Annotated in this window: 14 protein-coding genes; 3 read left to right on the plus strand and 11 right to left on the minus strand. The window is 43.9% G+C overall.

The features are described from left to right. Positions 1-9: 9 nt before the first annotated feature. The gene (locus HRU80_13665) at positions 10-1719 is read right to left on the minus strand and encodes an STAS domain-containing protein (GenBank protein ID QOJ29860.1); all 1710 of its coding nucleotides are present in this window, start codon (positions 1717-1719) and stop codon (positions 10-12) included. A gap of 18 nt (positions 1720-1737) precedes the next feature. Continuing rightward, complete coding sequence (locus HRU80_13670) at positions 1738-3813, minus strand: S9 family peptidase (GenBank protein ID QOJ29861.1); 2076 nt, start codon at positions 3811-3813, stop codon at positions 1738-1740. A gap of 110 nt (positions 3814-3923) precedes the next feature. Between HRU80_13670 and HRU80_13675 the strand changes: the two genes are divergently transcribed. After that, entirely contained in the window at positions 3924-4292 is a 369-nt protein-coding gene (locus tag HRU80_13675) for a cupin domain-containing protein (protein ID QOJ29862.1), read from the plus strand. Positions 4293-4386: 94 nt separating this feature from the next. Here HRU80_13675 and HRU80_13680 read toward each other — a convergent pair whose 3' ends face one another. Beyond that, a complete protein-coding gene (locus tag HRU80_13680) occupies positions 4387-5403 on the minus strand; it encodes a guanosine monophosphate reductase (protein QOJ29863.1) in 1017 nt (338 codons plus the stop codon). A gap of 7 nt (positions 5404-5410) precedes the next feature. After that, positions 5411-7243, minus strand: coding sequence for an oligoendopeptidase F (gene pepF, locus HRU80_13685; protein QOJ29864.1), 1833 nt, complete (start codon positions 7241-7243; stop codon positions 5411-5413). Between the two features lie 331 nt (positions 7244-7574). Between pepF and secD the strand changes: the two genes are divergently transcribed. Both secD and secF read left to right on the plus strand, forming a co-directional pair. Beyond that, the gene (gene secD, locus HRU80_13690; protein QOJ29865.1) at positions 7575-9509 is read left to right on the plus strand and encodes a protein translocase subunit SecD; all 1935 of its coding nucleotides are present in this window, start codon (positions 7575-7577) and stop codon (positions 9507-9509) included. Between the two features lie 24 nt (positions 9510-9533). Next, positions 9534-10673, plus strand: a complete 1140-nt coding sequence (secF, locus tag HRU80_13695; protein QOJ29866.1) for a protein translocase subunit SecF — start codon at positions 9534-9536, stop codon at positions 10671-10673. Positions 10674-10860: 187 nt separating this feature from the next. Here secF and HRU80_13700 read toward each other — a convergent pair whose 3' ends face one another. The 7 genes from HRU80_13700 to HRU80_13730 all read right to left on the minus strand — a co-directional run bounded on the left by HRU80_13700 (position 10861) and on the right by HRU80_13730 (position 20348). Then, positions 10861-13431: a SpoIIE family protein phosphatase gene (locus tag HRU80_13700; protein ID QOJ29867.1), complete on the minus strand. Its 2571-nt coding sequence runs from the start codon at positions 13429-13431 to the stop codon at positions 10861-10863. 4 nt (positions 13432-13435) lie between these two features. Continuing rightward, a complete protein-coding gene (locus HRU80_13705; protein ID QOJ29868.1) occupies positions 13436-15112 on the minus strand; it encodes a SpoIIE family protein phosphatase in 1677 nt (558 codons plus the stop codon). Positions 15113-15118: 6 nt separating this feature from the next. Next, positions 15119-15541 carry an ATP-binding protein gene (locus HRU80_13710; GenBank protein QOJ29869.1) on the minus strand — a complete coding sequence of 141 codons (423 nt, stop codon included), beginning with the start codon at positions 15539-15541 and terminating at the stop codon, positions 15119-15121. A 7-nt stretch (positions 15542-15548) separates the two neighbouring features. Continuing rightward, entirely contained in the window at positions 15549-15908 is a 360-nt protein-coding gene (locus HRU80_13715; GenBank protein QOJ29870.1) for an STAS domain-containing protein, read from the minus strand. Then, the gene (locus HRU80_13720; protein ID QOJ29871.1) at positions 15895-17979 is read right to left on the minus strand and encodes a PP2C family protein-serine/threonine phosphatase; all 2085 of its coding nucleotides are present in this window, start codon (positions 17977-17979) and stop codon (positions 15895-15897) included. Before HRU80_13720 ends, HRU80_13715 begins: the two co-directional genes overlap by 14 nt. A 207-nt stretch (positions 17980-18186) precedes the next feature. Further along, positions 18187-19761: a hypothetical protein gene (locus HRU80_13725; protein ID QOJ29872.1), complete on the minus strand. Its 1575-nt coding sequence runs from the start codon at positions 19759-19761 to the stop codon at positions 18187-18189. Beyond that, positions 19761-20348 (minus strand): sigma-70 family RNA polymerase sigma factor, encoded by a 588-nt coding sequence (locus HRU80_13730; GenBank protein ID QOJ30560.1) that lies wholly within the window; start codon positions 20346-20348, stop codon positions 19761-19763. The genes HRU80_13725 and HRU80_13730 overlap by 1 nt, the downstream gene beginning before the upstream one ends. Positions 20349-20375 lie beyond the last annotated feature (27 nt).

Below are 20375 nucleotides of genomic sequence, written 5' to 3' on the forward strand. Positions count from 1 at the left end.
TAGCAGAATTTATTTCTGCTTTTCCCGTTCAACATCAGGCACGAAATCTTTTCCGCGGCCCTTCTTTTCAAGTCCTAATATTTCACGGGCTCTGTCAAGAGCATCATCAATATTGCCGTAAAAGTTCTTCTCCCCGACCATATCCAGAAATCCTGATTGCGTGAAGGCAAAAAGCGGCTGTGTATGCACACCGGAAAAGATAATCTGTGTCCCCTCTTTTTTTGAATCATGCCAAACCTGCTCAAGCGTATGTATTCCCGATGCATCAATAACCGGAACATTTCGCATTCTGATTATCAGAATTTTCGGATTAGAACTTGATTCACGAAGCGCTTCCTGAAATTTGGTCGTAGCACCAAAAAAGAAGGGTCCGTTAATTTCATATACCTCTACATCATGAGGTACTTCCTTTTTTTCAATACTGTTAGGATCACTTTTATCTTCTTCATCACTGAATTCCCGTCTGATTACCTCAACATTCGTCACTGATGCCATTCTGCGCATGAAGAGAAATACCGCCAGAACGATACCTACTTCAATTGCAACCGTCAGATCAAAGATTACAGTGAGAAAGAACGTCGTGAGAAGAACAATGATATCACTTCGCGGACTCTTTAACAGCGCGATAAAAGAGCGCCATTCGCTCATATTATATGCAACAACCACCAGTACCGCGGAAAGTGCTGCCAGAGGTATTAAAGCCGCGTACTGACCGACAAATAATAATATGAGAAGCAGTACTACTGCATGCACGATTCCGGCAATTGGTGAGCGTCCTCCGTTTTTTACATTAGCCGCGGTCCGGGCTATTGCACCGGTCACAGGTATTCCTCCGAAGATAGGAGAGGCAATATTAGCAGCACCCTGGGCAATCAGTTCCATATTGGAGCGGTGTCTCCCTCCGATCATTCCATCCGAAACAACTGCCGAAAGAAGCGCTTCAATTGCAGCGAGCAGAGCGATTGTTGTTGCTGGTTCAATAAGTGCCCTTATGGTCGCGAGATCAAGATCAGGGAATTGCGGTGAAGGGAGAGAACCCGAAATTTCACCAAATACTGACCCAATGGTTGCGACCGGTAAATTAAATACGCTCACACTTACCGTTGCCAGAACAATTGCAACCAGTGAACCGGGTATCTTATGCGTTACCTTGTTCCAGAAAACTATTATTAAAAGCGAGACAACGGAGATAGCCGTCGCGTAATAGTTCACCGCGCCGGAGTTAGCTATATATAATTCCCATTTATCAAAAAATTCTGAAGGAACTTTTTGAATTCCCAGTCCGAAAAAATCATTAATCTGTGTGGAAAAGATAATCAGTGCTATACCGCTGGTAAACCCTACTGTAACCGGATGCGGTATAAATTTAATCACTGACCCGAATTTTGCAAACCCCATAATCACCAGAATCACCCCTGCCATCACCGTGGCAATCATCAGACCGTCAATTCCGTAAGTCTGCACAATTCCGTAGATAATCACAATGAATGCACCGGTAGGACCGCCAATCTGCACCCTGCTCCCGCCGAGAAAGGAGACCAGAAATCCCCCGATAATAGCTGTTATAATTCCCTTTTCAGGAGAGACACCGCTGGCGATAGCAAATGCAATTGCAAGAGGGAGGGCAATAATCCCGACGATTATGCCGGAATTTATATCCTTAAGGATCTGCTCACGCGGCAGATCCTTAAGGAGGGTAAAGAGTTTTGGTTTAAGCATTAATCTGAAATTGAATCATCAATACGCCCTGTTGCGTATCATCATCCTGGAATCATAAGGTGCCGGCTGACCGCCAAGATATTTATGGAACCACTCTAAATGTGAATTGTAATATAAAGGCATTGAGCGGAGATTGCTCGGCCAGTGCCCGTCATTTTTATATACAATTATCCTGGAGTCAATTCCCAGTTTCTGCAGTGCAGTGAAGTATTCCAGACTCTGTGTATAGGAGACACGGTAATCTTTTTCACCGGTAATGATCAGGGTTGGCGTTCCGAAATTCTTAACGTATTCAGAAGGAGAAAACTTTCTGTATAATTCAGAATTCCATGGCTGACCTCCAAGATCCCATTCCGGAAACCACAGTTCTTCAGTAGTGCCGTAGAACGATTCGATATTATACAGCCCCATCATACTCACAAAGCACTTAAATAAGCCTGACTTACCCTGCTTTGCCTGCAGCCAGTTCATCATATATCCGCCGTATGACCAGCCCATAGCCCCTATTCTGTTCTTGTCTATATATGGCAGGTTTGCAAGATATTCTGTTACCTTCATAACATCCTCATATACCTTGCCGCCCCAGTCTTTAGAAATTGCTGCAGTATATTCCTGTCCGTAACCCGTTGAGCCATGGGGATTAGGGAATGCAACCACGTAGCCATAACCGCCATACATCTGACCGTCACCGCGGTATGCATCCTGCCACTGACTCTGAGGACCGCCGTGAACGTTAACCACAAGCGGATATTTCTTAGAGGGGTCAAATCCATGCGGTTTGACAAGCAGTACATGCACTTTTTTACCGGCAGCACCATCTATCCAGAGATGTTCCATGGGCCTGAAATCAACTTCATCAAGAAGAGCATTGTTGAACGTGGTGAGCTGCGCTTCTTTTTTGGATGCAAGATCAAAGGAATATATCTCACCAGGTTTGTGATTCAGCCGGTAATTGTAATAAAGCTTTTTTCCGTCAGGTGAAACTGAAAAAGATCCGACACTCAGGTCTCCGGTGACTTTCTCAATCTTGCTGCCGGTAATATCAATTTTATATACCGGAGTATATCCCTTTACATCACCGGTGAAGTAAATCGTTTTTGAATCGGGTGCCCAGACGATATCGTTCACCCAGTTATCAAAGCTCTCACTGATAATTCTGTGAGTCTTTGTCTTCAGATCATAAATTGCGATGCGGAACTTATCCGCCTCATAGCCGGGTAAAAGCTGTGTGCGGTATGCAAGCAGATTTCCGTCAGGTGAAAAAGCGGGTGTTCCGTCCCAGGCCTTATTAGCCGCTGTGATGTTCTCGCCTCCTGGTGTTCCGAGCGGCGTCATCCATAAGTCAGCATTTGTTGTGGCTGCCTGATCTTTTTCCCGGTTAGAGACAAAAACTACTGTTTTATTGTCCGGTGAAAGAACAAAGCCGGTTCCTCCTCCGGCAGAGAACACCGGAGACTGCCAGTTCCCCGGGGTAAGGTCTGTCAGTTTTTTGTCTGAAAGAGAATACTGGAATATATGGGAAGATTTTCCGCCGGTATAATCTGTCCAGTGTCTGAAAAGAAGCTCATCAGCCATGTTTGCCTGGACGGGGCCGTTTTCAGATGCTTCCCCGAATTTCTTGTTGCAGTCCATATCGGCGCCGCAGTCAGGATATACTTCCGCCGAGAAGAGCAGAGTCTTTCCGTCGGAGGAGAGCACCGGTGAGCTGATGCCGGTATATATATCAGTCAGCTGCCGTGCTTCTTTACCCTTCAGATCATAACTAAAAAGCTGTGTTGCCCCATCCGTTGTTTTGGTATAATAGAGAAGATTATCATTACCGCCCCAGAATGGTGAATATTCGCTCCCCTCACCAAGATCAAGTTCTGCCTGGCTGCTGCCGTCTGAATTCATCAGCCAGACCGCCGTAGCTGATTTTCCTGACTTCAGGGTGAAACTTGTTACAGTAAAAGCGATCAGTTTTCCTGAGGGGGAGAGCGAAGGTCCGCTCACGCTTTTAACCCGGTAATGATCTTCTAAGGTATAAGCTCTCTTCTGCGGAAAAACCATTGCGGTGCAGAGCAGAAGAACGAAAAAGAATATTGTTTTGTTCATTGAATGACGCCAAATAATATTAGGAAAAATTTGCGTTAAATTCGCCAATTTTGCTGAAAAAATGAAACCACTGATCAAAAAAGCGTAAATTTGGTAAACGAATAAAAATTATGAGTAAAAAATATTTTCTTCAGCGGAATCCGGTTCAGATACCGGTTCCTGATAACAAAACCATCCTTGAGCACTTTGGCAATGCCTCCCTGCAGGCAGGGGGTTTCAGCGTGGCTCACATGAAAGCACCCTCCGGCTGGGGTGAACCTTTTCAAACTCCGGATTTTGATGAAGTGACTTTTGTGATCCGGGGTAAAAAGCAGTTCGAGATTGATGGAGAAGTGATTATCCTCGGCAGCGGAGAGTCTATTTGTGTAAAAGCAGGAACCCGGGTAAGGTATTCTAATCCTTTTCCGGAGGAGTGTGAATACCTCTCCTTCTGCACACCAGCATTTTCCATTGACCTGGTACACCGCGAAGCGGAGTAATCCGGTCAGAAAACAAAAAGGGCGTCAATGGTTCAATGACGCCCTTTTGTTTTTAAAGGTTCCTGCCTTTATATATACCTGATCACACCCGGTATTATGCTTTGGGCAGCCGCTCCAGATAGGAAGAGTTGCTCAGTACAGCGAAGGTTTCTGTCTTTCTCAGGTCATCAAGCGTGTAACAGTTCATATAACTCATCGAACTTTTCAGCCCGTCAGATATACTGTTAATAACATTCCTGACGGTTCCCTTATAGGCAACCATGGTTTCCTCCCCCTCTATAAATTCATTGCGCATCTTTACACCAAATGATGCAGAACCGCGGTATTTTTTCCATAGCTGTCCATTATATTTAATGACCTCACCGGGAGTCTCCTTGGTACCGGCGAGCATTCTGCCGAGCATGATGACATCAGCTCCGAGAGCTATCGCTTTTGCAACATCACCCGGGCTTTTAATACCCCCGTCTGCAATGATCTCAATATCTATCTTCTGTTCTTCGCGGGTGGTAAGCACGTCAAGCAGTGATGTCACCTGACCGATGCCTATTCCCGTCTGGATGGAAGTTGAGCATACGCTTCCGTTGCCGATTCCCACGCGGACTGAATCAGCACCCGCATCCTTAAGCTGCCGGAGGGTTGCACCGTGAGCTGTATTGCCTACCATCACTTTAGGATTAAACTTCGTCTTGATGTGTTCACATTTTTGAAGCACTTCCCGGTTATTCGCGTTAGCGGTATCAATGCAGATAACCATTCCTGCCTCAGCAAGCCGTGCTGTTACATCATCTTCTGTGTTAAGACCAATTGCGGCGCCAAGCACTCCGTTTCCCCCGTTTTTTCCGCTGATAACCGTCTCAAGTGAAGAATCAAACCGGTTGAGTATTCCCAGACAACCAGATTCCGTTAGGGCTTTAGCCATTTCGATACCGGTTACCGTATCCATAGGGCTTGATACAACAGGAACAGCAAGTTCAATTCCCATAAATACTGCTCTGGTATTTGCTTCCGTACGCGATTTTATGGTGGAAATCACCGTTGGTACAAGACTGATATCATCGTAGGTTAACGCCTGGAAAAAATTATTCAGTTCTTTTTTGGTATATAACTTCATCGCTCGCTCAGATTATGGATTCAAGTTCATCAAGCACCGTATTCATGCGTGCTGCAACGGCTGCAACCGGCTCAGGGCGGGTAAGGTCAACCCCCGTGCGGAAGAGTATCGGCAGCGAATAGTCAGAGCTTCCGCTCTTGAGGAACTGTATATATTTAGGTATCAGTTCATCAGGATTCTGCTTCAAAAGCCGGTTCAGCTCAGCTGATGCAGCAAAGCCGGTCGCATACTGATACACATAGAAATTATAATAAAAGTGTGGTATCCTCGCCCAGGAGAACTGCTCGGCATGCCCCATATCCATTGCCGGACCGTTATACTTGTTATATACACGGGAGTAGGCCTCCGAAAGTTCCCTTGCCGAAAGGAATTCTCCTTTTTCAATACGGCTGTGTGTTTCAAGTTCAAATTCAGCAAACATCGTCTGCCGGTAAAAGGTTGCGGTAATATCATTCAGATATTTTTCGAGCAGCGGACGTTTGGTTTCAGCATCTGCATTGGCTATCAGATGATCAAACAGGAGCGCTTCATTAAACGTTGACGCTATTTCGGCAAGAAAAATTGTATAATCTGCGTAAATAAACGGCTGATTGTTACCCGAATAGGTTGAATGGACATTATGCCCTATCTCATGCGCGAGCGTGAACACATCATTCAGCAGGCCGTTCCAGTTCATTAATATATACGGCTTCATCCCGTGAGCAGCGCCGGAAGAATATGCCCCGCTCCGTTTTCCGCGGGTTTCATATACGTCAATTCTGCGCTCATCATAAATGGCTTTCACCGTATTTACATATTCATCCCCCATTGGCTTAAATGCCTCGAGAATGAGTTCGAATGCTTCATCAAACGTGAATTTCTTTTCGGCTCCGGCTTCAAAGAGTGAAACATACATATCATAAGGATGAATTTTTTCAGTCCCGATTTTCTTCGCCTTAAGAGCCACCCACCGGTGCATCGGCGCAATATTGCTGCTTACCGATTCCAGAAGATTGTTATATACGGCAGCGGGAATGGCATTTTTTTCAAGAGCCGCCTCAAGTGATGAGGCATAATTCCTTGTTTTGGCATAAAAAGCATCCCGCTTCAGAGCATTATTCAGAAGAACGGAAAATGTATTTGCAAATGTTTCAAACGGCTTCAGATACGCGGTATATCCCCGTTCCCTGAAACCGCGGTCTTTTGAATACAGGGCTGAGTAATAACGGCCGTGTGACATACGGATGGTCTGCCCCTGTTCATCCGTTGTTTCGGGAAATTCGATATCACTGTTGGAAAGGATGGAGAATGCATCATACCCGGCAGTGGTTATCTCCGCCACCGTTGCAAGCAGCCGTTCCTGTTCGGTATCCAGTACATGATTTTTTGTACGCAGAAGATCATCAAAAAAATGGCGGAACCGGCTGAGATGCTCATACCCTTCCAGCCATGAATTGAGCAAATCCTCATCTATGGTTAGTAATTCGGGCCGGATAAACGAAGATTTTGCTCCCAGGGCTGCATAGAGAGATTTAACTCTCTCGTACATTGCCTGATAGGTGTTATCTCTTAAATCAGTGTCTTTTCTCAGCATCGCGTAGAGATGAAGTCTCTCTAAGGTAGAGCCGGTTTCCTCATCCATAATCAGGCATTCATGCAGAATATCGGGGCTTTCACCCAGCTTTCCCTCATACGACGCATATTTCTCCCCCCTGGCTTCAGCTGCTTTGAATGTCTCCTCCCACTCCGCGTCGGAAGAAATGATGTGAGTATAATCCCATGTATGTCGGGGGTCAATCTGATCCCTCTCCGGCAGTGTCCCTGATTCATCCTTATAAAAAATGCTTGATTCTCTGATCATAACTGAAATACTTCATTCTGAAAAAACAACCTTGCAAAATAAGGATAGATTCAGCAATCCCCCCAGAAAAAACACGGTTTCCGTTGAAAATTACCCTCCCGGCGGTGAATTAACCTTACTCTGATTCACCCGGCCTCCCCAAAAAAAACTAATGCTTCCTGGCACTGATCAGGGTATTTTTTTCCCCCTTTTGATCCTGGAGTCCGGTCATCTCAAATACCCCGGTAATGCCCTGATGATCTGTTCTAAATAGCGAAATTTATTGACTTTAAGGGGTTTTTACGGTAACTTTAATGTCTTATTTTTTTAAACCTTAAATCCGATTGAGTTTATGAAGAAATACACCTTCAGGATTGTAATCATTGTCAGTGCGCTTGTTCTAAGCATCTATAAGTTGTATCCGACTTATCAGGATTATATGAACACCAAGGATATTGAAAAAGTCCTCTCACAGAAGTCCGACAGCATTAAAGCCGCTAATCCCGGCATCTCAAATGATCAGCTTACCAAACTGCTCTCAGAAACTGAGGACAGTATAAAACTCGCTGATCCTGAAATCCGTGAAGCACGGATGAATAGAATTAAGCTGGGTCTTGACCTTCAGGGCGGTATGCGTGTCGTGCTTGAAGTTAACACAGCCAAGCTGCTCGAAAAACTTGCTTCAAACGTTGACGAAGATTTTACCAGCATTCTGAATGCTGCTGCTGCCGAAGCTGCAATTTCTGAAGAGTCTGTGGTTGATATCGTTTACCGCAAGTTTCAGGAAAAGAATATCAGAATCAGCAAATATTACGGCTCAATCAGATCTGAAGATTCAGAAATCCTTGACGACCTGAGAACCCAGACTGAAGATGCTGTTACCCGTGCAATGCAGATTATCAGAAACCGTGTTGACCAGTATGGTGTTTCTGAGCCAAGCATTCAGCGGCAGGGTGACAGAAGAGTAATCGTTGAACTCCCCGGTGTCGCTAAAGAAGAAGAAGCCCGTCAGCTTCTGCAGGGAACAGCGCTTCTCGAATTTAAACTCCTGAAGGATCCGGATTACGCTATTACCATCATCCAGAAAATTGATGAAGCTTCATCCGGCAAAGTTTTTTCAGATACCACACTTGCAGGTGATACAACCGCTGTCAGTACAGATACTACTGCAAACACAGCTTCAAATGATACGACCGATCCTGAAAACATGACTGCCGAGCAGTTTGCGAAAGAACATCCGTTCTTCGCCCTCGTGCAGTATGATCCTCAGTTCCGTTCAACTGAAGGTTATGTTAACAAAGACAACCGCGCAAAGGTTGAACAGCTCTTGGCATCAGATGAAATTAAAAATGTTATCCCTGAAACTGTTGAATTCCTTTTCAGCGCAAAAACCATTAAAGATGCTGAGTCCGGCCAGGAGTTTTATCAGCTTTACTTAGTGAATAAAGCACCGGAACTTACCGGTGGCGTTATCACCAATGCACTTGCCACACTTGACCCGACAAACTCAAATCCTATTGTTAATATGGAAATGAGTTCTGAAGGCGCGATTGAGTGGTCACGTATCACCGGTGCAAATGTTGGTAAAAGATGCGCAATCATTCTGGACGGAGCAGTTTTCACTGCACCGACCATTCAGGGTAAAATTCCAGGCGGAAGATCTCAGATCAGCGGTATGGAAAACCTTGACGAAGCAAAACTTCTGGAAATCGTTCTTAAAGCCGGTGCACTTCCTGCCCCAGTTGACATTATCGAAGAAAGAACAGTGGGACCATCACTCGGTCAGGATTCAGTCTCAAAAGGATTTAACTCAGCGCTGTTTGGTTACCTGGTGGTAGGATTGTTTATGATTTTCTACTACCGTCAGGCAGGATCAATTGCGGCATTCTCATTGATATTCACAGTAACCCTGATTTTTGGCGTCCTCTCTGCATTCATGGCAACTCTTACTCTGCCAGGTATTGCAGGTATCATTCTTACAATGGGTATGGCGGTGGATTCAAACGTTCTTATCTATGAGCGTATCCGTGAGGAGCTTGCAGTTGGAAGAACGCTCCGTGCAGCAGTTGACGGAGGGTTCGGTAAAGCGTACTCAGCTATCATTGACTCAAATATTACAACCATGATTACCGGAATTGTCCTCTATCAGTTCGGAACCGGTCCTATTCAGGGATTTGCACTCACACTGATGATTGGTATTCTTACCAGTTTATTCGGTGCGCTTGTGGTCACTAAGGTAGTTCTTGACTATCTGGTTGATAAAGGTTACAAGGTTTCATTAGGATAATATCAGGAATAAGGAGTTTTAAGAATGCAGATATTTCATAATCTAAATGTTGACTGGATGGGAAAAAGAAAATTTTTCTACATCCTCTCAACAATAATTTTCATTGTTGGTTTTATCAACATTGTTTTCAGAGGACTGGTCTTCGGAATTGATTTCCGGGGCGGAACTGAACTTGAAATCGGTTTTAACAAACCGGTAAATATTTCAGAGGCAAGAGGAGTACTTAACAGTATTGGCCTTGGTGCCCTGGAAGTAAAAACTTTCGGCAGTGAAACCGGTATGCTTGTCAGAACTGATATGCAGACGATCCCTGCTGAAATTTTCCCGAAACTGGAATCCAATATCGAAGCAGCTATTAAGACCAGTATGCCTGATTCTGTCTTCTCTATAAGTGATAAATCAGAGAATTCAGTTATCTATAACTTCAGCTCTCCTGAAGCAGCAAATCTGGCTGCGGAGAAGCTTTTTGTCGCAGGTTATCAGAGCGGCAAAGTTTCAGAAGAAATGGATAATACTCAGGTTATAGTAAGAGTCGGCATTGCTGACTGGATAAAAGAAAATCTCCGGAAGAATTTCAGCGGTTACACGTTTGAAATTCTCAGATCAGAAGTGGTCGGACCGAAAATCGGTAATGAACTCAAACGTGATGCAGTCATCGCAATAGTGGTTTCACTTATTGGTATTCTGATCTATCTTGGCTTCAGATTTAAGTTCGTTTTCGCGCTCGGATCTGTTGTAGCTTTGTTTCATGACGTTCTGATCACACTGGGTATTTTCTCTCTTTTTTACGGTCTGATTCCCGGATTGAACCTTGAGATCAGTCTTACCGTTGTTGCAGCGTTCCTTCTTCTTATCGGTTATTCCATTAACGATACCGTTATCGTGTTTGACCGTGTGAGAGAAAACCTCAAACTTCACAAGACGGAAGATCTTGAAAAACTGCTCAATGAGAGTATCAATAAAACCATGTCAAGAACAATACTCACCGGCGGTACCACGCTGCTGACTACGATAATACTCATGATCTTCGGCGGTGAAGTACTCAGAGGATTTGCTTTCACCATGTCATTTGGAATTATCGTTGGAACATACAGTTCAATCTTTGTTGCAACTGCTCTGGTTCTCGAATACACAAAAAAATTCAACAAGAAGGTTAGCTTCTAATCTGAGTATCTCCCAAATAAAAAGGGCTAAGGTTTTACCTTAGCCCTTTTTTTATGTCTATGTTTTTGTAGACCTGTCATAACGTCGGCAAGTGAGAGTTTTACCATGGAAGCATCAGGACAAGTTACGACTTGTCCCTACCGATATGTTTCCCCAATTCATACTTCATAATTTACAATTCATAATTCTAAACCGGTTTTACAAGTACCAGTGTAATATCATCATGCTGACCTGCTTTTCCGCTGAAATTTCTTACAGATTCGAAGATTTTTTCCGAGATTATTTCAACCGGTTCATCTGCTGAGTCACGGATAATCTTCGTGAGCCGCTCTGATTCATACAGCTCTCCTCTTTCATCCAACGCCTCTGAAATACCATCAGAGAAAAATACCAGAATCTGGTCCTTTTCAAGAGGTAACTCTTCTTCAATAAGCAGTTCGGCAAAACGGACTCCGCTTCTGTCCAATCCGATGCCAATTCCCTGAGGTGCTACAAACCGTTCTTCCTGTTTGTTTATAATAAGCAGAGGAGTATGCCCGGCTCTTGCAAAACGTACGGTCTGCTTTTTATTGTCAAATAACGCTACGGTCATGGTTACAAATGAGGTCCTGTCCAGCACGTTTGAAAGCTGCTTATTCAGGTTAATAAGAATCTCTGCAGGAGTTGAAGTTTCCCTGCATGCAATCTGGAGCAGGGTTTGAATCTTCGTCATATATAATGCAGCGGAAAGTCCTTTTCCCGAAACATCACCTATCACAATAAACATCTTTGAGTCTGAAACTCTGATCACGTCAAAATAATCACCACCCACCTGCATGGCCGGTATCATATCCCCCGCCACACTCAGATTACCCAGTGACTGTATTTTAACCGGAAGAAGACTCTGCTGAATTTTTCTTGCCAGTTCAAGATCACGTTCCATTTTTACTTTTTCAGCTTCAGCTTCATATAACCGTGCGTTCTCAAGAGAGGTAGCTGTCTGATTTGCAAGAGTGATCATTAATTCCAGATCACGGCCGCCGAACTGTTTGCCGGTATAGGAAAGTCCGAAGAGGAAAAATCCAATCAGTTTTTTATTGGTGATCAGCGGCAAAATGGTATATACGCCCGCCTCGGCAAGCCTCTCTGCGTCATTCGGAAAGATGTAGCGGGCGTTTGTCTGGTCAATAACCGGTTTTTCACCTGCTGAATATCTCTGCTGAATCAGAGTTTCAAGATTTTCTTTGTGATAAAAAATATCACCTGAAAGCTGTTCGTCAGTACCACAACTTCTGACCGTCTCAGTGCGGTTTCCCTCACGGGCAATCAGAATACTGCAGAGATTAACCTGCAGCCGGTTTTGAAAGATATCCTCAAGCGCGTCCAGGATTGTATCAAACCCGACAATCTGAGGAAGCCGCTGGTTAAAATCCAATATAACCTGCTGGGTTGCAAACTGTACCGGAAAAAACTTTCTCGTTAATACATCCTGAAACTTATCTCTTGTCGGCTGAAAAAGAAGAGCAAGAAAAACAAAAGTCATTCCTGAAATAACCGTGCGGTATTCCTCGGTAACCACGCCGCCGACAGCCTGACCGAGTATATAAACGGTAGCCAGATAAATGACGCCAAGGGTAAGTGTTGCGGTTGCATAAACAAGTGTTGTTTTAAGCACAACCGTTACATCAAGCAGATTATACCGGAATATGGAATACCCGAATGCTATCGGCAAAAGTACCAGCAGAATGATAGGCATATAATATTCAGGTGAATTATACACCACATCACCAAAAACAGGCGCCAGAAAAACGGTAAAAATATATCCGCTGATACCAATATAATAGGAGATCAGAATTGCAAATATCGGGCGCCGCTTTGCCTGATCCTTATTTCGCAGATATGTTGTAGTCAGGAGGAAAAGCCCGGATACAAAAGCACCGTTGATAAATACAGGAATAAGCGGAAATTGCAGTGCCCGTTCCTGCCCGGGTATTTTAATTCCGAGGATTGCCCCGAAAGAACCGATTAAGTTTATGGCGAAATAGGTAATCCAAAGTCCGATTAAAACCTTTTTGAAATTTTTATCCAGAGCCCACTTGTGTGGTTCAGGAAAAATAGAAAAGAAATGGAAAATGGAAAGCGGAAGACGGCTTACGATAATAAGCCAGAATAACATCAGGATGACAAAAAACGGATCTCCTGGTTTAAGGAATCCCGGACCGCTCAGATTTCCGATTGCATTCGGCAGATAAACCATCGCCATGCCGAATCCCGCCTGAAAGAATAACTTCTGCTGAAGTCCCTCCGGTTTTGCCAGATACGTGATAAAACTTACAAATAGCAGTATTACCGCAAAGAGCATCATTGAAAACTGACCGTAAATAATCAGTTTTTTTATCTGCACCTTTACTTTTACCGGATCAGTCTCCCCCTTTTTAATTATCGTATATTCGGCTAACTCCCCTTCTTTCATTTTATTTATCAGTGCCTGGTAATCCAGTGCATCTGAATAGCTGTGTCCGTTTATCGCGACAAGCTGATCTCCTTCACGTATGCCCGCCTGCCAGGTAACTCCCCCCTCCTTGACGTTGCTGAACTTAAAAACAACACTATCCTTGCCTGCCTTTACCGGCATCCAGATACATTCATCGTTGGAAACACGGTTGGTAGTAACATTGCTGTATATATTAAAGAGTATCAGGATACCCATAATAACCGTAAATACGGTTATCAGCTTAAGTCTGACTTTGCCATACAGCTCTTTTATGCGCATCAGCATATCTCTACCTTACCTTAATGATAACAACGGTGATATCATCAGACTGCGGAGTCCCCTTTACAAATTCTCTCAGGTCATCTTTAATTATTTTCATGATTTTTTCAGCTCCGGCAGCGGAATTCTTCAGGATGAGTGATTCAAACCGCTCATCGCTGTACTCATAGTCTTCAGGGTTTTTTGCCTCGGTTACTCCGTCAGTAAACAGAACAACCAGGTCACCATGCTGCAGATCAACTTCTTCCGCTGTATATGGAACTAACGTCGGAGCCACCCCAAAAATGATTCCTCCCTTGTCTAGATGACGGATTTTGCCCCCGCGGATAAATAACGGCGGATTATGTCCGGCATTCACATACTGCAGTTTTTTTGCTGCTGCATCAAGCGAAAGCCAGAAGAACGTTATAAATCTGCCATCGCTGGTATTTTCAGTAATCAGGTTGTTAATAAGTCCCGTCGCCTCAGCAATAGGAAGATTCTGCTTTGCGGTCACTTTTAAAAATGCCTGAAGGTTTGCCATCAGCAGCGCGGCCGGTACACCTTTGCCGGAAACATCACCAATAGCTACCGTGTAGTGTGAATCAGCGGTCTCAAGGATATCATAATAGTCACCGCCGATCTGTTTTGAGGGAATACTTTCTGCGGCAAATTCAATATCTGATACCTCAGGCAGGAACTTCGGAAGAAGATTCTTCTGAATCTCTTTAGCGATCTGCAGTTCTTCCTCCATTTTTTGCTTCTCGAGAGCTTCCTTAAAGAGCCGCTTATTTTCAAGAGAGTTAATGGCAAGCCCCCCTACTGAATAAATAAATTCTATATCCTGCTCACTGTACTCTTTATTACTCATCCTGGGTCCCAGCAATATATATCCGCGTGACTCCCCCTGTACCTGCATCGGAATGCACAAACTTACAGAGAAGTTATCCAGTCCAGGGAAAAAATTATACACTTCTTTTCCCCTGAGTATTTTATTTACTGATACCGTGCTCCGTCCTTCTATGGTATTCATTAATACAGCTTTGGGAAAAGTGGATTCCAGTATTCGCAGCCTCCTGTCATCGCAGTAAATAACTGCATAACCGGTCATCATAAAATTACCGAGAAGGGAATAAATCAGAAGCTTACTTATTCGCTCTTCATCCACCAGCGCGCTGAACTCCTTGCTGAGTTCAAAAAGTGAACTGAGAGAATTGAGCCGCCCGTCAAGCTGCCTGTTCAGCACTTTCAGCTCTTCGATGAACTGGGAATTTTCAATCGATGTTGCGGCAAGGTTCAGAATTATCCGGAGAAATTCCTTTTCCTCATCAGAATATGGTGCTTTGTTTATTTTCTCTCCGAGAGCAATAATACCCAGCTTCTTACGGGAAGATTCAATTACTTCAGTAAGAACAATATGATGTTCTTTAAGATATTGAGAAAAATCCGGTGAATCTGCAGCGGTGCTCCAGTCACCTGCCCCGAGCGTTAAAGGAAGATTAGTCGGAAGTCCTTTGGATGCCTGAATAACAAGCGTTTCCCCTTCATAAAGTGCTACAAATCCCTTAGTGGTAAGGAATTTACCAAAGCAGCTGAAAAGTAAGTTATTAAGTGTGAAGTTGAGGTCTAAACTGGTATTGATGATCCGGCTGAATTCTATAAGCGCGGTTAAATTCCTTTGTACCCTCTGAGAATCTGCAGTGTTCATTTCTTATCAACCGTATCGCTTAACCATCGTGAGACGATTATATTTACCCTTAACGGTATGATACTCAACAAAATCCATCAGCGTGCGGATGAGCATAAGGCCAAGCCCCCCCACTCTTCTCTGCTTCAGATATTCGTTCATATCAGGATTCGGAACTTTGTCAGGATCGAATGATTCCCCGTAATCAGTCAGGGAAACCGTGCAGTTTCCGTCCTCAAAACTGAGATGCAGTTTTATCTCTTTTGAATCATCAAAATGATAGGCATGTTTAACAATATTGGTTGATGCTTCATCAACAGCCAGAATAATTGAGTCAATCGTCTTCTGTGAGACTCCTGCCTGAGCGGCTTTCTCCTGAATGAACTCCCGGATAGCAGCAAGCTCGCCGGTAGTACTGGATACTTTTAACTCAAAACTATGCTGTTTCACGTATTAGTCAGTTCTCAGATGACTGTTGAAATTTCTGAATACCTTCCTGCTGCGTGGGGAATATTTCATACAGCAGGGGGAAACCCAGCAGATCGAATATATTATATACGTTCGGCTGCATTTCCGTCAGTTTAATATCACCGCCGTTGCTCCGCATCGTCTCAATAAAAGCCATAAAGACTCCGAGCCCTGCGCTTGATATATATTTAAGGTTACGGAAATTTACCACAACCCTGTACTGCTGCCGCGTGAGCAGTTCATTAAATGTATTTTCAAGCCGCGGTGCGGTATGGGCATCAAGGAAACCCGCCAGTTCAATAATCTGGACGTTTCCGTTCTCTGTTATACCAGCGTTAAATTCCGCCATGGTGTGTTGTCTCCGATAATAAATTTTTTCTCCAGCGCAGGATCATCAGCGTAATATCATCATGCTGTGTGCCGCTTTCAGAAAAGAGCGTTACTTCATGAATGATTTTTTTCGCCAGATCTTCCGCCGGAAGTTTCTGATTATTTTTTATAATGTCTTTCAAGGCATCCATGCCGAAATCTTCCATGTTTCCATTCTTTGCCTCGGTTATTCCGTCGGTAAAGAAAATAAACACATCATCTTCTTTCAGCTCAAGTGTAATCTCTTCCAGTGATGAGCTGAATAGTTCACCGAAATGAAGACCGAGTCCGATGCCGCCGGGAGTAATTTCTTCAACCAGACCTTCTCTCAGTCTGAGCACGGGAAGATGCCCTGCTCTTACAATTTTTATTTCATTCCGCTGATGACAAATACTTCCAAAGACAGCGGTTACAAAGTGCTTCCTGTCCAAAGACCGGCGAAGTATCTGATTAGTCATAATCATCAGATTTTTCGGTGAATCAGTCATTCTGCTCAGCGATGCAAAAATTCCTCTGGTCTCCGCCATGATAAATGCCGCACTGATGCCTTTGCCTGAAACATCCGCGATAACAAAACCGGTATTGCCGCCTCCAAGTTCAAAAAAATCATAATAATCACCGCCAACTTCAAAGGCGGGGATGAACAACGCCGAGAGTTCCATTGAATCCAGCGATGGCAGCACAGCCGGTATCAGTTTTTTCTGAATCTCTCTTGCCACATCAAGCTCGCGTTCAAGCCGTTCCTTTTCTATTGACTCTGAAAGCAGGTGCGAATTTTCAAGTGCTATAGATAGATAATCACTGAACGTATCAAATGCCGAAATCTCCTCACTGTCATAAGGGAGATTTGCTTTCCTTGCCGTAAACAGATAACCGTTAATCCGGGAATGGGATTTAAGCGGTCTTACTGCGACAAACTGGAACTTCTCTTCCACCGATTCATCACTGCTGGTAACCGTCGGATGATAAAAAAGTGTTCCGGCCGGCCGGGTTCCGTACCGGTTCATAATCTGCGTTGTGAGCCAGCCGGCACTGTTTCTGCGGATATTCTTAGGAGCAACAGGTACTGAATGTAACTGCTCACCGGTAATCAGCCATGCAGCATCCGCACCGCAGACTGTGAGTGCAAGTTCCGATGCTGTCTCAGAAAGTTCTCCCGGATCAAGCGCCTGATTTATCAGCCGGCTGAAATATTGCATTGATGAAATCTCTTTGGTCTTCCTGTCAAATGCTTCCGCGGTAGGAAGATGGAAAAGAGTCGTGAAAAAGAGAAAGCCGAAATAGACAATGCCATATATACTGATAAGCATTCCGAACAGATAAACCGAAGGAGAAAACTGTTCAAGCAGCTGATGTTCGTCCGCAGAAAGCCGGACAAGGTTTATTACACTTAAAACAATTATCCCGACGGAAAGCAGCAGTAACCGCTTCTTTTCCGCTTTGTCCAGAAATGCAATCCAGGCAATCCGGAATGAGTTAATGGTTATAAGGATTATCGTATTAACAAAGAGTGCAATATGGATAAACTGGTAGTCATCAAACTGAGGAAGATTCAGCACTGCGGTCAGGGCGGAGAGCAATATAAAAACCAGCATTGCCTGATAATAGGTTTTTAGATTTCTCCTTTGCTTCAGAAAGAAAAGCTCACTCTGCATTACAAACCAGGTACCGGAAGCAAACAATAGAAGAATGCCTGAAGTGAAATGGATCGAGCGTAAAACCAGTCCCGAAGACTGCAGGTTCTCAATACTCTTTAATCCGCTTCCTGAAACAAGTTTCCCTTCCAGAAAGAGCAGAACAAAGAGTGCAACCGAAAGAAACAGAATGTACTGAACCAATTCGATCGGCTTCTTGCTCATTCTTTTCAGAATAATCAGAATATTCAGCGTGAATGCATACCCGAGAATGAGTATCAGCACATCACTCAACAAAATGACAAAGAACGCACTTCTGTCCAGGGGCAGGAACTGCAGTATCAGCAGTCCAAGGATTCCCGCGAACAGAATCTGAGCCCGGATACTTTTAAGTATCTCCTGTACACTCACCTGCATTATCGAGTTCAGTAAGTTTCTCTTTTTCCTTTAATTTTGGGCTTAATTTAACCCGCCTTTAAGCCGTCTGAAATGCTTAATGGATTAGCGGGTAAATTCCGTGATAAATGTTCAAAAAACACCGCAAAGTGTTTCCAAAATTTAATAAAGATTGGGAATTATGGGGGAAATAAAAAACCCGCCGGGTCCGCCGGCGGGTTATGTTGGTCAGATTTCTATTGGCTTCTTTTCAGCTTTTTTGTCCGGGCGGACTTCTCTCCTGAAATTCTGCATCTCCTCCCTGAAGCGGTTCATCTCTTTCCTGAGCAGTTCAAGTTCCTTTTTCAGATTATTAGGAACATTGAATTTGAAGGCCAGAGAGTCACCCCAGTTAAAATTATAGAATTTTGCAAGGGAGTCAAGCGAACCCGCTCCAAAATTATAATTCTTAAGGACGGCCATGCTGTCGTTCAGGAATTTCTGAAGCTGATTGAACAGGGAGTCATTAAAAACCGTTGTACCCTTGCCCAATGGGGGAATTCCTTTAAAGACAAAGTTCTTAATGGAGTCAGGATTCACGGATCTCATCCTGTATTTGTATTCTTTTTTCTTTCCTGACGTATCCACCTTTATGGTAACTGAAAAGTGCCGTATTGAGGATGTAAGGGTATCAAGCCGTTCGAGAATACTGTCCAGTTCGGGCATGGCAACCGTAAATCCGTCAATCTTCGGTACAACCACTTTACAGTAATTGGAATCAATAATTATCTGCAGATCATCCCTGTTAGGATTTACGGCTCTCGGCATGGAGAAATCTCTATGAAAATCTACTTTTACTTTCAGATTCCCGGCTGCGCTATTAAAGCTGTAATTCATATCATCAAGATCAGGAGTGAATCGCGCCATATCAACATCCAGCTGGCGGCTGAATATGGTGTCTGCCGAAATCAGATAATAAAGATCACTCTTAGGCACGTTTTTTATGGAACCGGCCAGCTTCTTAAGTTCGACCGGAGAGATTGTAACATTCGGAGCATAAACCTTACCGACATTTTTGTTCACCGAGGTTATGTACGAGAGAAGATCAGCTCTCAGAGCATTTTTATACTCCCAGAGATTTGAGTTTACCGCTACGGTATTATTCTCATTAACCAGAACGGCAGCAGCAATTTCGTCGGTATAGCTCCTGAGGATAGAATCCACTGTTGCAACTTCAGTCTCTTTCAGTCCGAGAGTCGAAACAAACGTTTTGAATGATACCGGGGTTGAATTAAACCCTGCTGATTTAACTTCAATAATTCCTTTGCCAGATTCATCAGTTCCGAAGGAAAGAATCTGATCAGATTCCTTGTTCAGAGGAAGAATATTGTTGAAGGCGAAGTTAAAAAGATCTTCATTGGAAAATCCGGCAGTATATAACAGGGGCTGAAGATTGGCCGTATAAAGGTCACTCAGGTTTTCTTTCTGCTGATTGATAAAATCATCCAGAATTTCCGGTTCGAATCTGAACACTGCCATAAGCAGCAGAGACAATGTACCGAATACCAGCACAGGTTTTTTCAGTAAGTAGATTCCGGATTTTTTATTTTCCTTTATTCTTTCCTGAAGCCGTGTGTAAAAATATTCATCCTGCGGAAGCGCGGAAAGTTTTCCTACAGATTCCTTAACATACTTTAACCCCTCCAGTTCCTGTCTGAGTGACTGGCTGCCAAGCAGCCGTTCTTCAGTCAGCGCTTTATCAGCCGGACTGAGTTCATTATCAAGATATGCGGAGAGGTTTTCTCTTTGTAGCATTCTATTCATCAAATAAGTTCCTTTCTGAGAGGCTCAAGGGATTTTCTCAGAGTCTCACGGGCTCTGAAAATTCTTGACTTCACCGTTCCCATCTCAACACCTCCGAGTGCTTCAGCAATTTCCTGATAGCTGAGTCCTTCAAAGTCCTTCAGCACTAATGGAATCCTCAGTTTTTCCGGGAGTTTGCTTACGGCATTCCGTACGATCTGACTGACATCGCTGTTGTCATCATGTGATACGGACAGGGTCGGGTCTTCATCATCTGAGAATGGGGAGAAAATGCTGCGGATTTTAGCTCTTCTTATGCTGTCCCTGCATTTATTCACTGTGATACGATAAAGCCAGGTCGTAAAACGGGATTCATATCTGAACTCTTTAAGATGCCTGTAAACGGAAATGAATACCTCCTGGGTAATATCATCAATCTGATCGGTATTGCCCAGAGTAAGGAATACAAGGTTTCTCACCTTTTCCTTATGACGGTTCACCAGCGTTCTGAACGCCAGTTCATCCCCTTCATTAAAGGAGCGGATGAGCGCAAAGTCATCATTCAGAGTTAAGACGGATTCCGGTTTCACTTGTCCTCTTTTGTTAATTAGTACTTATTATGACGATAGTAATTT

It is taken from the genome of Ignavibacteriales bacterium (assembly GCA_015709675.1).
Classification (GTDB): Bacteria; Bacteroidota; Ignavibacteria; order Ignavibacteriales; family Ignavibacteriaceae; genus H2-BAC3.